Below are 13,433 nucleotides of genomic sequence, written 5' to 3'. Positions count from 1 at the left end.
GGATCGTCCCCGCTCGCAATCAGGCGATCTCCAGCAGCTTGATTTCAAAGACCAGCTCGCGGCCGGCCAGTGGATGATTGGCATCAAGGGTCACCGTATCGTCGGTCATGGCGGTCACCGTCACGTTGAAAACCTGGCCGTCATCCTGGGTAACCTCGTACTGCTGGCCGATGACCGGGTCGGCCCCGGCCGGCAGGTACTGACGCTCCACCTCGGCCACAAGTTCGGGCATGCGTGCCCCATAGGCCTTGTCCTCGGGAATCGTTACGGTCTTCGCCTCGCCGGGGCTCATGCCGACAACCGCCTCCTCAAAGCCCGGGATGACCTCGTCCTGGCCCACGGTGAACTTCAGGGGACCGCTTTCCTCCGACGAATCAAAAAGCTCCCCCGTAGTGAGCGAGCCCGTATAGTGAACCGTGACGGTATCCCCCTGCTTTGCCTGTGCCATGTGTCCGTTCCTTTCCTCGTGAGATGACAGCCGTTCGCAACTATACCAGCGGGGATGCCGTAAATCCATGCAATTCTGAAGTCCATCGGGCAGTTGCGCGGCCCGGCGGGACCGATCACGCCACCACGGTCCGAATGGCGAAATCGGGCGGAGCCATCAGTGCCTTCTTGACCGAGCAGAGCTCCGCGGACTTGACCAGGGCGTTGCGGTACTTTTCAGGGAAATCGGGCGGCACCACGATCTCCATCTGAACCCGTGACAATCTCTTCCTGCCGTCTGCCGTGGGGTCAAACTCCATGGTCTGGCGCAGGGAGATATTCTCCGTGGCGATGCCGCGCTGCTGGCAGAAGGCGAGGACGTAAAAACCGGCGCAGGTGCCGATGGATGCCAGGAAATAATCGTAGGGAGACGGTGCCGTCCCCTCGCCCCCCGACTCCACCGGCTGGTCCGTGGGGATCACCATGCCGCCCAGTTCGGCGTTCACCTTTTTCCCGCCGGGAAAGGTTACGATCAGTTCCATGTTACCTCCTAGTTCCCCGCCTTGATCGCTTCGAGCCGCTCCTTGGCCCGGGCGGCCAGTTCCGACTGGGGATGCTTGGCCACGATCTCTTCGTAGAGCTTTGTCGCGTGCTCCAGATTGTGCTGTTTTTCCTCGAACCGGGCCGTATCGTAGAGCTCCTGGGCCCCCTTGCCCGAACAGGCGGCAAGGGTGAGCATGGACACGATCATGGTCAGGGCGGCTAACTTCTTCATAGTACGGACGCTCCTTCCTGATCCGGCCCGGGGCCGGATGCAACGGGTTGATAGGTACGTGCCTGGCCGGCATAACCGGCGGCGTGGTAGGAACTGCGGACATAGGGGCCGCTCTCCACGTGGCGGAACCCCATCTTTTCGGCCAACCCCTTCAGCCGGTCAAAGGTCTCGGGAGGGACGAACTCCCGCACGGGGTGGTGGAACCGGCTCGGAGCCAGGTACTGGCCGAGACTGAGGTAGGTGCAGTCGACCCGACGCAGGTCGGCCATCACCGCCAGGACTTCCTCTTCCGTCTCACCCAGGCCGAGCATGAGGCCCGACTTGGTGGCACACCCCGGCGCCAGCTCGCGCAGGGTGCGGAGCACCGCCAGCGAACGGCCGTAGTCGGCGCCGGCACGAATGGCGTAGAGACGGGGAACGGTTTCCACATTGTGCCCGATGATCCGGGGCGCGGCAGCCACGACATCCGCCAGGGCCGTGCGGCTGCCGAGAAAATCGGGGACCAGAAGCTCTACGGCGGTTGCGGGCGCACCACGGCCGATGGCCGCCACGGTGGCGGCGTAGTGGCCGGCACCGCCGTCGGGAAGATCGTCCCGGGTGGGGCTCGTGATCACCACATGGGCCAGACTCAGGCGGACAACGGCCTGGGCCACCCGTGCCGGCTCGTCCGGGTCGGGCGGCAATGGCTCGCCCTTTGCGACGTTGCAGAAGGAGCAGAGCCGGGTGCACTCCGCGCCGAGAATCAGGAAGGTGGCCTGGCGCTCCCGGAAGCACTCGGTGATGTTGGGGCAGCGGGCCTCCCGGCAGACCGTGTGGAGCCGCAATTCTCCCAGCAGCTCATCCATGGCGCCGTGGGCAGCAGGGTTGATTTTTTTCCGGAGCCATTCCGGCTTGCGGTGGATGGTCACCCGTTCTCTCCCCCGAAATTCCAGTCGTCGTTGCCGTAGCGCTCCCGGAGGAGCCGGTCCGCGGTCTCCCGTTCCGCCGGTGAAAGTTCCGACGGGACCAGCGCCACACCGAGGGTCGCGCGGAAGGAGCGGGCCAGGAGCGCTCGCAGCCGGTCCGCCCCGTCAGTCACCCCCAGGGCGGCCAGATCAGTGGTCCCCTCCCGGAGGCCCGCGGGCACCGACCGGAAAAAGGATAGCGCCTCTCCCACCCCGTCCGCCAGGGGGATGGAACCGTGCTGAAAAATGGCGTCCCGCAGCCGGCGCTGGGCGTTGCCGCCGATCTTCCGCCCGTTGATGACGATGTCGCTTTCCTCCCTGCCCGCAAAGCAGAGGGGGGTCCGCGCCCCGAGCCTCGCATCTCCGGGGGCATCATCCGCGGCCCAGCCCGCTGTCAGGCCCAGCTCCCCGTAGAAGCGGAGTAGAAAGCCGGTGAGCGCCCGGAACGACTCCTTCACCCGCCGCGCTCCGGCAATGTGCCGGGGGGCGCAGACCAGGGAATAGGTCAACTCGGGGCCGTGATAGATGAGCCCGCCGCCGGTGATCCGGCGGACCACCGAAATGCCGGCCCAGCGGCAGCGCTCCCGGTCGATCGCCTCTTCGGCCTTCTGGAAGCGCCCCACGGAAACGGCCGGCGGCTCCCAGCCGTAGAAGCGGAGCACCGGCGCTGCCCCCTGGTCGAAGTGGCGGAGGAGCGCCTCGTCCACCGCCATGTTCCGCGGGCCGTCCAGGGGTCCGGTATCGATGAGGCGCCAGGCCGGCGGCTCCATCAGCACCCGAAGTAGCACACGTTCTGCTCGCGGGCTGCCTTGGTCTCGTCCGGACGGGTGATGGGCATGGTCCGCGGCAGTTCGGCAAAGGCGGCCGGATCCTTCTCCGCCAGATCGGCGGCATCGCGCATGGCCTCGATGAAGGCGTCCAGAGTCTCCTTGCTCTCGGTCTCGGTGGGCTCAATCATGATTGCCTCCTTGACGATGAGGGGGAAGTAGACCGTGGGGGGATGGAAGCCTCGGTCGATGAGAAACTTGGCGATATCAATGGCATGGACGCCGTTGCGCGCCTGCCTCGCCGCCGAAAAGACGCATTCGTGCATGCAGGTCTGGTCGTAGGGGAGGTCGTAGACGCCCTTCAGCCGGGCCATGATGTAGTTGGCGTTCAGGACCGCCTGCTCGCTCACCTGGATGAGCCCTTCCCGTCCGAGCATGGTGATGTAGGCAAAGGCCTTGGCCATGACCCCGAAGTTGCCGAAGAACCCCGCAGTGCGGCCGATGCTCTCGTGGGAGTGGGGAATGACGGAATAATCGCCGTCGCTGTTCTTCACCACGCGCGGACCCGGCAGATAGGAGGCCAGCAGCTTCTTCACCCCCACGGGGCCACTCCCCGGCCCACCCCCGCCGTGGGGAGTGCCAAAGGTCTTGTGGAGATTCACGTGAATCACGTCAAACCCCACGTCGCCGGGCCGCACCTTGCCGAGGATGGCGTTCAGGTTGGCTCCGTCGTAGTACATGAGGGCGTCGTGGTCATGGGCGATGTCGCAGATCTCCCGGATGTGGGGATTAAAGAGTCCCAGGGTGTTGGGGCAGGTCATCATGACCGCCGCCACCTCATCGGTCATGACCGCGCGGTATTTCTCCAGGTCCATGTCGCCGTAAGGGGCTGTGGGAACGGTGATGATCTCGTAGCCCACCATGGCGGCCGAGGCCGGGTTGGTGCCGTGGGAGGAGTCGGGGACCACCACGTATTTCTTCCGGTTCCCTTTTGCCTCATGGTAGGCGGCGATGAGCATGATGCCGGTCATCTCGCCGTGGGCGCCGGCCAGGGGCTGGCAGGTCACCTCGTCCATGCCGGTGATCTCGGCCAGGGCTTCGCCCAGGCCGTGCACGAGCCCCAGGCTCCCCTGGCTGAAGGATGCGCCGTGGGGCAGGAGCGGCACCATGGGGTGATAGGGGGCGAAGAGTTTTGCCGCCTCCTCCAGGGCCTTGGCATTGTACTTCATGGTGCAGGAGCCCAACGGATAGAAGTGGGTATCCACCGAAAAATTGCGCCGCGACAGGGTGGTGAAGTGGCGCACCACGTCCAGTTCGCTCACCTGGGGCAGATCCGGCGCCCCGTCCCGGGCAAGCGCCGCCGGAAGGGGAGGAGCCGGGGGAACGTCGCCGGCCGGGAGCCGGACGCCCCGGCGGCCGGTCACCGACTTTTCGAAGATCAGTTCCATAACGCACCCTCCAGTTGCCGGGCAAAGGTGTCGATCTCGGCCTTGGTCCGCCGTTCGGTCACCGTCACCACCATGCACTTCTCCATGTCCGGGTAGTAGGGCCCCAGGGGCACCCCGGCCGCCACACCCTTGCGGAGCAGCGCCACGACCGCTTCCTCGGCCACCTTGGGGAGGCAGACCGTGAACTCGTTGAAGGTGAAGCCGCTGTTCAGCACCTCCACCCCCGGCACCGCGCCGAGGACGGCTTTGGCATATTCGGCCTTGTCGCGGTTCAGGCGGGCGAGCTCCGCCATCCCCTCGCTCCCCAGGGCCGAGAGGAAGATGAGGCCGCGCAGGGCACAGAGGCTCTGGTTGCTGCAGATGTTGGAGGTGGCCTTGTGGCGCTTGATGTGCTGCTCCCGCGCCTGGAGGGTCAGGACGAAGCCGCGGGTACCGTTCCGGTCGACGGTTTCGCCGATGATACGGCCCGGAAGATTACGGATGTGCTCGCGCCGGCCGGCGATGAAGCCGAATGATGGGCCGCCGAACGAGAGAGGGTTGCCGAGGCTCTGGCCGTCCCCCACCACGATGTCGGCCCCCATGCTGCCGGGGCTCCGGACGAGGCCCAGTGAGATCGGGTAGACCGAGGCCACCAGGAGCGCGCCCACCCCGTGGGCCTCGGCCGCGAGGCCGGAAAGGTCACTCAGGGTTCCGAAAAAATCGGGATTCTGGACGATGACCGCGGCGGTGGCATCGTCGAGGGCGGCCCGCAGGCGGACATCATCCTCCATCCCCGCCTTGGGGGCGATCTCCACCAGCTCCACATCCAGGTTGGCCAGGTAGGTGGCGAGGATCTCCCGGTGGAAGGGGTTCACCGCGCCATCGACCACCAGCCGGCTGCGCCCCGTGATCCGCAGGGCCATGAGGGCGGCCTCGGCCAGGGCCGTGCCGCCGTCGTAGAGGGAGGCATTGGCAACCTCCATGCCGGTCAGCCGGCAGATGGCGGTCTGATACTCGAAGAGGGCCTGGAGCGTTCCCTGGGAACACTCGGGCTGGTAGGGGGTATAGGCGGTGTAGAATTCGGGACGGGACGCCAGATGGTCCACCACGGCCGGGATCAGGTGATCGTGGAACCCGCCCCCCACGAAGTGGACCAGGCCCTGGGCGTTTCTGCCCGCCAGGGTCTGAAACCGGTGCAGCATCTCGAACTCCGACATCCCCGGCGGCAGATCGAAGGATTTCGCCCGCAGGGCGGGGGAAACCGGGCGGAAAAGATCATCAATGTCGGCAGCGCCGACAGCGTCCAGCATCCGGCGGACCTCCTCCGGCGAGTTGGGGCAGTAGTCGGCGCCGCTCATTATTCGAGGCCCTTCAGGTACTCGTCGTACTGTTCGCGGGTCAGGAGACCGGTCAGCTCAGAGGTATCCCCCATCTCGATCCAGGCAATCCACCCCGCCTCCTCGGCGGCCTCGTTCACGATCTCGGGACGATCGTCGAGGGCTTCGTTCACCTGGGTCACCTTCCCCGAAACCGGGGCGTAGATGTCACTGGCCGCCTTCACCGACTCGATGGCCGCCAGCACCTCGGACTGCTTTACCTGCTTCCCGACCTGCGGCAGCTCCACGAAGGTAACGTCTCCCAGCTGGTGAGCGGCGTACTCGGTGATCCCCACGGCGGCCACACCTTCCTTGACCTTGACCCACTCGTGCTCTTTGGTGAAATAGGTTTCCATGACTGTTGCCTCCTTGTGGATGTCTGATGGACTGTCTGGAGTATCTGCCGCGAATCAGGCGCGCAGGGACCCTCCCCGGTAGAAGGGAGCGGCCACCACCGTCGCGGCCATGCTGACCCGCTCGTGCCGGATCGTGAGCGGGGCACCGGGGACGGCCGTGCCGGCAGTCACGTAGCCGAGGCCGATGCCACAGCCGAGCATGGGAGAAAACACACCGCTGGTGACGGCGCCGACCCGCTCACCCTGGAACAGGATCTCGTAGTCGTGGCGGGGGGAGCGGCGGGAGGCGACCTGGAAGGCCACCCGGCGGCGCGTCACCCCTTCCGCCCGCTGGACCAGGAGCGCATCCTTCCCCACAAAGGACTTGTCAAAGGAGACGAAGGCTTCAAGCCCGGCCTCCAGGGGGGTGGTGGATTCGTCGATATCGCTGCCGTAGAGGCTGTAGCCCACCTCCAGCCGGAGCACGTCCCGGGCGCCGAGGCCGGCGGACCTGACCCGGGGATCGGCCAGGAGCCGCTGCCATAGTTCCACCACGCGGTCCGAGGGGAGGAAGATTTCATAGCCGAGCTCGCCGGTGTAACCGGTGCGGCTCACGATGGCATCGGCGCCGAGCACCCTGGTCCGGATGAATGTGAAATAGGAGATTGCCGCGATTTCCGGGCCGATGACCTGCATGAGCACTTCCCGGGAGAGGGGGCCCTGGAGATCGAGCTTGGCGGTTGCGGCGGATATGTCCCGGAACCCGCCGCCGCCAAGGCGGGCGGAGATGGCGGCGAAGTCCTTGCCGACGGTGGCCGCGTTCACCACCACCATGGCCTCGTTCTGCGCCAGGCGGAAGACGATCAGATCGTCCATGATGCCGCCGTCCCCGTTCAGGAGGAAGCCGTAGCGGGACCGCCCCACCGGGATGGAGGCCACCGAAAACGTGAAGACGTCCTCCAGCCCGTTGGCGACGATATCGCCCGTGAAGAGAAGCTCTCCCATATGGCAGATGTCGAACAGGGCGGCCTTCTCCCGGCACCACCGGTGCTCGGCGATGATCCCTTCGTACTGTATCGGCATGTTCCAGCCGCCGAAGGGAGCCATGAGGGCGTTGAGGCGTTCGTGCTCGGTGCGCAGGGGGGTATTCGCGAGGATATCCATGGGTTCTCCCGACGGGGGGATGGCTGTGGGCGGGACCACAACTGTAAATGATGACCAGGGGTTTGTAAACGATTTTACCGCAGGAAACCGGCGTTGCCACTGCGCCGGACGGACGGATCGTCTACTCGACCTCCAGTTCCTTCACCCGCAGCTCTTCGCCGGCCACCACCCGCACCCCGTAGGCGCCGCAGGCGGGGCAGGGGTCGAAGTAGGTCCGGACCGGGAACAGGGCAGCACAACTGCCGCACTCTCCCCGGCCGGCACCCGGTCGATGGCGAGCCGCGCCCCCTCGGCAAGGGTGCCGGCGGTGCACGCCTCGAAGCAGAACTCCACCGCCTCGGGCACCACGCCGGACAGCTCACCGATCTCCAGCACGACCGCAAGTATCCGCCGGCCTTCCGCGCTGCTCTCGCATATCTCCACCACGTTCTGGGTTATGGACATTTCATGCACAGCTTCCATCCTCCTCGCGCTGCCCGTCTGCCGGGCGGTCTGGCCATTCCGGCCGATCATAGCAGAGTTTATTCTTCAAAAGAAGCGCCGGGAGAGCCGCCTTGCCACCCCCCTGGCCCTGGTGTATAATCCCGCCGTATCGTGCATAAGGACTCGTTTTTTTACGTCGAACGCCCGCCAGAGGCCCCATGAGACTCAATACCAAGCTGGTGATGATCATGCTGACGCTGCTCGTCATCGCCGTCGTCACCCTCTTCGTGCTCAACCAGTACAGCCAGAACGAAATGGTGCAGGAGATCCAGGAGAGCTCCTCCTTCGTCTCCCAGGCCATCCAGATGAGCGTCGAAGATCTGACCTCCGAGTTCGAGCCCGACCCGGAGCGTCTTGCCCGCTACATGAAGGCGGCGCGGGTCAAGGGGGTCAAGGAGATCAGCATCATCAGCAACGAGGGGGAGATCATCGACTCGTCCGACCCCTCCAAGGTGGGAAAGAAGCGCGACATCAAGAAGATGGAAAAGGGGCTCAGGGCGGCACCCGACTCCCGCCGGGAACGCGCCACCGCCAACCGCTCCTATGAACTGCTGGTGCCGGTCATCGTCGGCGACCAGCAGTTGGGATACGTCCAGATCAACCTGCTGTTGGACAATATCCGGACCATCCAGCATGAGAACTTCGTGAAGCGGGTGGTGGCCACCTCGCTGGTCTTCCTGCTGGGGATCATCTTCACCATTTTCCTGGCAACGCGCTACACTGCGCCCATCAACCGGCTGGCCGCCCAGGTCCGGCGGGTGGCCGACGGCGACCTGACCGTGAGCTTCCCGGTGGCGGGCAGTGACGAGATCGGCGAACTGGGGCGGAGCTTCAACGAGATGGTGGCCAAGCTCCAGGAACGGGAAGCCCTGGAAAAACGGCTCTACGAGGCCGAGCACCTCTCCAAGGTGGGACAGCTCGCGTCGGGCATCGCCCACGAAATCCGCAACCCCCTCAACTACATCAGCCTTGCCGTGGACCATCTCAAGGGCGAATTCGTGGCCGCCTGCCCCGACAGGGGCGAGCGCTTCGTTCCCCTGGCGGGAAAGATCAAGGAAGAGGTGCGGCGGGCCAACTACCTGGTGGTCAACTTCATGAACTACGGCCGCCCGCTGAAGCTGCGCATCGGCGAGGTCTGCTACCGGGAGCTGATCGACCGGGCCCTGCCGCTGCTCCGGGAGCGTCTCGACGAACAACGGATCGCCGTGGTCACCGAAATCCCGCCGGATCTCCCTCCCATGCGCGCGGACGGCGAGATGCTCCGCAACTGCGTCTTTAACTTCGTGACCAACGCCATCCAGGCCATGCCGGGGGGCGGTACCATCACCCTCGGCGCCTCCTTTGACCGGGAAACGGAAACATTCCGCCTTACCTTCGCCGACCAGGGGGTCGGCATCCCGGCGGAGGATCTGCCGAAAATATTCCAGCCCTGGTTCACCAGCAAGGAAGCGGGGATCGGCCTGGGGCTCGCCATCACCGAACGGATCATCCGCGAGCATGGCGGCGAGATCCTCGTGGAAAGCATCGCGGCACAGGGCACCACGTTTACCGTCATTCTCCGGAGCGGGCGATGACGTCACAGGAAAACATCCTATACTTTATGCAGAACGGAGAGACCATGCCCGCAACCATACTGATCGTCGACGACGAACGGGGGCAGCGCGAGATCCTCCAGACCATCCTGGAGGCGGAACGCTACGAAACCGCGACGGCGGCCGGCGGACAGGAGGCCCTGGCCTTGCTGGACGAACGGGAGTTCGATGTCATCCTCACGGATCTGAAGATGCAGGGGATGTCGGGAATGGAGCTGCTGGAGCGGCTGTTGGCGGCTGACCCGCAGCAGTGCATCATCATGATGACTGCCCACGGCACCGTTGACTCGGCAGTGGAAGCCATGAAGAAAGGGGCCTTCGACTATCTGGAAAAACCCCTGGAGCGGGACACACTGCTGCTCACCCTGCGGCGGGCGGTAGAGCGGGTCAGGCTGCTGAAGGAGAACCGGGCGCTCCACAAAAAGCTGGAGGAAACGGGCGCCATTCCGGACATCATCGGCGAGCACCCCAAGATGAAAGAGGTCTTCCGGATCGTCACCAAGATCGCGCCCACCGCCTCCACGGTCCTCATCCAGGGCGAATCGGGCACCGGCAAGGAACTGGTGGCCAGCGCCATTCACGAGGGGAGCCCCCGGGCGGACAAGCCCTTTTTCGCCATCAACTGTGCCGCCATCCCGGAAACCCTCATGGAGAGCGAGCTGTTCGGCCACGAGAAGGGTGCCTTCACCGGCGCCAGTTCCCGCGAGATCGGCATCTTCGAGGCCGCGAACGGCGGCACCGTTTTCCTGGACGAGATCGGGGAGATGAGCGTGGCCATGCAGGCAAAGCTCTTGCGGGCGATCCAGGCCAAGGAGATCCGGCGGGTGGGCGGGAAAGTCAACATACCGGTGGATGTCCGGATCGTTTCGGCCACCAACCGTGACCTGGAGGCGGAAATCCGCAAGGGCACCTTTCGGGAAGACCTCTTCTACCGCCTGAACGTGATCCGGATCAGCCTCCCGCCACTGCGGGAACGGGGAAGCGACATAGCCGCCCTGACCGACTTCTTCGTGGGAAAATACCGGGGGGATACGGGGGTGAAGGGACTCTCCCGCGCCGCCCTGAAGCTCCTCATGAACTACAACTGGCCCGGCAACGTCCGCCAGTTGGAGTCGGTGATCGAGCGGGGCATCCTCATGGCCGAGGGAGAGCTGATCGAACCCGGCGACCTGCCGGCGGAGATCGGCGAAGGGGTGTCGCCGGGCGGCGGCCTCCCCTTCGAGCTTCCCGCCGACGGCATCCAGTTCGAGGAACTGGAAAAGAACCTGATCATCAAGGCCATGGAGCGGGCCGGTGGGGTCATTGCAAAGGCGGCGCCGCTGCTCGGCATGAGCTACAAAACACTCCAGTACCGGCTGGAAAAGTTCGGCATTGCCCGGGACCAGGGGCCGTGAACCCACTACCGGTGCCAGGGACGGAAATTCCCGTCAGCGAAGACCAGGACGATAGGGCCCGATAACGGCCGCTTAACCGCGCAGCTCTGCGGAAGACAAAACCATCACGATACATGACGGGGGATGCATTGACCGGCCGCGGATCAACGGTGCTCACGGTCCCTCCCCCGGACCCGGAGGTTTCAATGGACTTCACCAAGAGAATCCACCGTTTCACCGTCGTCCCCTCCCTGTCGGGGGAACTCGCCATCCTCCAGACCCTGGCCTTCAACCTCTGGTGGACGTGGGAGCCTGATGCGGTGGAACTCTTCAAGCGGCTCGACATCGACCTGTGGCAGCAGACCCGCCATAACCCGGTGGAGATGCTCGGCATCCTCCAGCAGACCACCCTTGAGCGCCTTGTGGCCGACGAGGGTTTCATGGCCCAGCTCAACCGGGTCGAGGAAAAGTACCACGGCTACATGACCGGCAAGACCTGGTTCGATCGGACCTGGAACGGCGAGCGCCCCCTGCGGGTTGCCTACTTCTCCATGGAGTTCGGCCTCCACGAATCGGTCCCCACCTACTCCGGCGGCCTGGGGGTGCTGGCGGGGGATCACCTCAAGTCGGCCAGCGACCTGGGCGTTCCCCTGGTGGGGATCGGGCTCCTCTACCGCCAGGGCTACTTCCGCCAGTATCTCAATATCGAGGGGTGGCAGCAGGAGCTCTACCCCGAGAACGACTTCTACAATCTCCCCCTCAAACTCCAGCGGGACGAGGAAGGGCGACCGCTCACCATTGAGCTCGACCTGGCCGGCCGCAAGGTCCACGTCCAGATCTGGAAGGTGCAGGTGGGCCGGATTCCCCTCTACCTCCTGGACACCAACATGGAGGAGAACGACCCCCTGGACCGGGAGATCACGGCCCAGCTCTATGGCGGTGACCAGGACATGCGCATCCGCCAGGAGATCCTGCTGGGCATCGGTGGTATCCGGGCCCTGAACCGCCTCGGCATAGACCCCAATGTCTGCCATATGAACGAGGGGCACGCCGCCTTCCTGGCCCTGGAGCGGACCAAGCTCCTCATGGAAAAGCACGGCCTGCGCTTCCCGGAGGCCATGGAAGCGGTCCGCGCCGGCACCATCTTCACCACTCACACGCCCGTGGACGCGGGCATCGACCACTTCCCCGCCGACCTGCTGGAGCGCTATCTGGGGCGCTACTACCGGTTCCTGGGGCTCTCCCGGGACGAATTCCTCTCCCTGGGACGCCAACTGCCGAAAAATCCCCACGAATCGTTCTGCATGGCAGTATTGGCCCTGCGGCTGGCCAATCACGCCAACGGCGTCAGCCAACTCCACGGCGAGGTCTCGCGCAAGATGTGGAAAAACCTCTGGCCCGAGCTGCCTGACGAGCACATCCCCATCACCTCCGTCACCAATGGCGTCCATACCAAAACCTGGCTCTCGGTGGAGATGGCCGGGCTCCTCACCCGCTACCTCGGCAACCGCTGGCGGGAAGATCCCACCGACCCGCTCCTCTGGAAGCGGGTCAGCAACATCCCCGACTCCGAGCTCTGGCGGACCCACGAACGGTGCCGCGAACGGCTGGTGGTCTTTGCCCGGCGCCGACTCAAGGATCACCTGCGCCAGGTGGGCGCCACGGCCAAGGAGATCGCCCAGGCCGACGAGGTGCTGGACCCGGAAGCCCTGACCATCGGGTTTGCGCGGCGCTTCGCCACCTACAAGCGGGGGACCCTGCTCTTCCGGGACCTGGACCGGCTCGCCCGTATCCTCAACGGCGCCGACCGCCCCGTGCAGATCATCTTCTCGGGCAAGGCCCATCCCCACGACGTGGAGGGGAAGGAACTGATCCGCCGCATCTTCCAGCACTCCCTGGAAGCGCGGTTCCACAACCGGATCGTGTTCATCGAGGACTACGACATGGCCGTGGCCCGGCACCTGGTCCAGGGGGTCGACGTCTGGCTCAACACCCCCCTGCGCCCCCTGGAGGCCAGCGGCACCAGCGGCATGAAGGTGGCGTTCAACGGCGGCCTCAACATGAGCGTCCTGGACGGCTGGTGGCCCGAGGGGTACCGGGGCAACAACGGCTGGGCCATCGGCAAGGGGGAGGTCTACGACGACATCGACTTCCAGAACGAGGTGGAGAGCCGCGCCATCTACGATCTGCTGGAGAAGGAGGTCATTCCCCTCTTCTATGACCGGGCCCCGATGGCATCCCCCGTGGCTGGCTCACCTGCATGAAGGCGAGCCTCCAGACCCTGTGCCCGGTCTTCAGCACCGAACGGATGGTCAAGGAGTATGCCGAGCGGATGTACCTCCCCTCCTTCGAAGAGTGGCGCACCCTGTCCGGCGACGGTCTGGCCCGGGCCGTGGACCTGGCCCGCTGGAAGGGAGAGATGCACCGGTCCTGGCACCAGGTAAGAGTGGTTTCGGTGGAGGCACCCGCCCCCGAGGAGGTGCCCCTGGGAGCGCCCATTCCGGTGACGGCCCGTGTTGCCCTGGGCGACATCGCCCCGGACCGTGTGATCGTGGAAACCTACTGCGGCGTCCTCGACTCCCGGGGCACCATCGTGGGGGGCGAGCTGATTCCACTGGACCACGCGGAAGAGGAAGGAGGAGGCACCCACTGCTTCACGGGTGGCATCGAAACCCGGTTCTGCGGCAGGCACGGTTTCATGATCCGGGTCATGCCCCGCCATCCCGAACTGGGCCCGGTTTACGAACAGGGGCTGCTCGTCTGGGGCTGAG

The 13,433-nt window shown here is 65.2% G+C and carries 11 protein-coding genes and 2 pseudogenes; 3 read left to right on the top strand and 10 right to left on the bottom strand.

Annotated elements, in window-relative coordinates:
* Positions 1–19 precede the first annotated feature (19 nt).
* The 10 genes and pseudogenes from A2G06_01705 to A2G06_01660 form a co-directional block, all read right to left on the bottom strand.
* Positions 20–448 (bottom strand): peptidylprolyl isomerase, encoded by a 429-nt coding sequence (locus A2G06_01705; protein ANA39310.1) that lies wholly within the window; start codon positions 446–448, stop codon positions 20–22.
* Positions 449–563: 115 nt separating this feature from the next.
* The gene (locus A2G06_01700) at positions 564–968 is read right to left on the bottom strand and encodes an osmotically inducible protein OsmC (GenBank protein ANA39309.1); all 405 of its coding nucleotides are present in this window, start codon (positions 966–968) and stop codon (positions 564–566) included.
* A gap of 8 nt (positions 969–976) precedes the next feature.
* Positions 977–1,201: a hypothetical protein gene (locus A2G06_01695; GenBank protein ID ANA39308.1), complete on the bottom strand. Its 225-nt coding sequence runs from the start codon at positions 1,199–1,201 to the stop codon at positions 977–979.
* Positions 1,198–2,109: a lipoyl synthase gene (locus A2G06_01690; GenBank protein ID ANA39307.1), complete on the bottom strand. Its 912-nt coding sequence runs from the start codon at positions 2,107–2,109 to the stop codon at positions 1,198–1,200. The genes A2G06_01695 and A2G06_01690 overlap by 4 nt, the downstream gene beginning before the upstream one ends.
* Positions 2,106–2,915, bottom strand: a complete 810-nt coding sequence (locus A2G06_01685; GenBank protein ANA41565.1) for a lipoate--protein ligase — start codon at positions 2,913–2,915, stop codon at positions 2,106–2,108. Before A2G06_01685 ends, A2G06_01690 begins: the two co-directional genes overlap by 4 nt.
* Positions 2,915–4,360, bottom strand: a complete 1,446-nt coding sequence (locus A2G06_01680; GenBank protein ID ANA39306.1) for a glycine dehydrogenase (aminomethyl-transferring) — start codon at positions 4,358–4,360, stop codon at positions 2,915–2,917. Before A2G06_01680 ends, A2G06_01685 begins: the two co-directional genes overlap by 1 nt.
* On the bottom strand, positions 4,351–5,697 hold the full coding sequence (locus A2G06_01675) for a glycine dehydrogenase (protein ID ANA39305.1): 1,347 nt from the start codon (positions 5,695–5,697) through the stop codon (positions 4,351–4,353). Before A2G06_01675 ends, A2G06_01680 begins: the two co-directional genes overlap by 10 nt.
* Positions 5,697–6,071: a glycine cleavage system protein H gene (locus A2G06_01670; protein ANA39304.1), complete on the bottom strand. Its 375-nt coding sequence runs from the start codon at positions 6,069–6,071 to the stop codon at positions 5,697–5,699. Before A2G06_01670 ends, A2G06_01675 begins: the two co-directional genes overlap by 1 nt.
* Positions 6,072–6,125: 54 nt before the next feature.
* Entirely contained in the window at positions 6,126–7,214 is a 1,089-nt protein-coding gene (locus A2G06_01665) for a glycine cleavage system protein T (protein ANA39303.1), read from the bottom strand.
* Positions 7,215–7,335: 121 nt separating this feature from the next.
* Positions 7,336–7,667, bottom strand: a pseudogene (locus A2G06_01660) (hydrogenase nickel incorporation protein HypA).
* A gap of 188 nt (positions 7,668–7,855) precedes the next feature.
* Here A2G06_01660 and A2G06_01655 point away from each other — a divergent pair.
* From A2G06_01655 to A2G06_01645, 3 genes and pseudogenes are all read left to right on the top strand, one after another.
* A complete protein-coding gene (locus A2G06_01655; GenBank protein ANA39302.1) occupies positions 7,856–9,271 on the top strand; it encodes a two-component sensor histidine kinase in 1,416 nt (471 codons plus the stop codon).
* A 44-nt stretch (positions 9,272–9,315) separates the two neighbouring features.
* Complete coding sequence (locus A2G06_01650) at positions 9,316–10,683, top strand: Fis family transcriptional regulator (GenBank protein ANA41564.1); 1,368 nt, start codon at positions 9,316–9,318, stop codon at positions 10,681–10,683.
* A gap of 185 nt (positions 10,684–10,868) precedes the next feature.
* Positions 10,869–13,432: pseudogene (locus A2G06_01645) on the top strand (alpha-glucan phosphorylase).
* Position 13,433: the final 1 nt, after the last annotated feature.

This window comes from Geobacter anodireducens (genome assembly GCA_001628815.1).
GTDB classification, from domain to species: domain Bacteria; phylum Desulfobacterota; class Desulfuromonadia; order Geobacterales; family Geobacteraceae; genus Geobacter; species Geobacter anodireducens.
This window is presented reverse-complemented; position numbering and strand designations above follow the sequence as displayed.

Bases quoted from the DNA above. Each gene is read 5' to 3' on its own strand.
- A2G06_01705 (ANA39310.1), bottom strand. From the start codon at position 448: ATGGCACAGGCAAAGCAGGGGGATACCGTCACGGTTCACTATACGGGC.
- A2G06_01700 (ANA39309.1), bottom strand. From the start codon at position 968: ATGGAACTGATCGTAACCTTTCCCGGCGGGAAAAAGGTGAACGCCGAA.
- A2G06_01695 (ANA39308.1), bottom strand. From the start codon at position 1,201: ATGAAGAAGTTAGCCGCCCTGACCATGATCGTGTCCATGCTCACCCTT.
- A2G06_01685 (ANA41565.1), bottom strand. From the start codon at position 2,915: ATGGAGCCGCCGGCCTGGCGCCTCATCGATACCGGACCCCTGGACGGC.
- A2G06_01680 (ANA39306.1), bottom strand. From the start codon at position 4,360: ATGGAACTGATCTTCGAAAAGTCGGTGACCGGCCGCCGGGGCGTCCGG.
- A2G06_01675 (ANA39305.1), bottom strand. From the start codon at position 5,697: ATGAGCGGCGCCGACTACTGCCCCAACTCGCCGGAGGAGGTCCGCCGG.
- A2G06_01670 (ANA39304.1), bottom strand. From the start codon at position 6,071: ATGGAAACCTATTTCACCAAAGAGCACGAGTGGGTCAAGGTCAAGGAA.
- A2G06_01665 (ANA39303.1), bottom strand. From the start codon at position 7,214: ATGGATATCCTCGCGAATACCCCCCTGCGCACCGAGCACGAACGCCTC.
- A2G06_01655 (ANA39302.1), top strand. From the start codon at position 7,856: ATGAGACTCAATACCAAGCTGGTGATGATCATGCTGACGCTGCTCGTC.
- A2G06_01650 (ANA41564.1), top strand. From the start codon at position 9,316: ATGCCCGCAACCATACTGATCGTCGACGACGAACGGGGGCAGCGCGAG.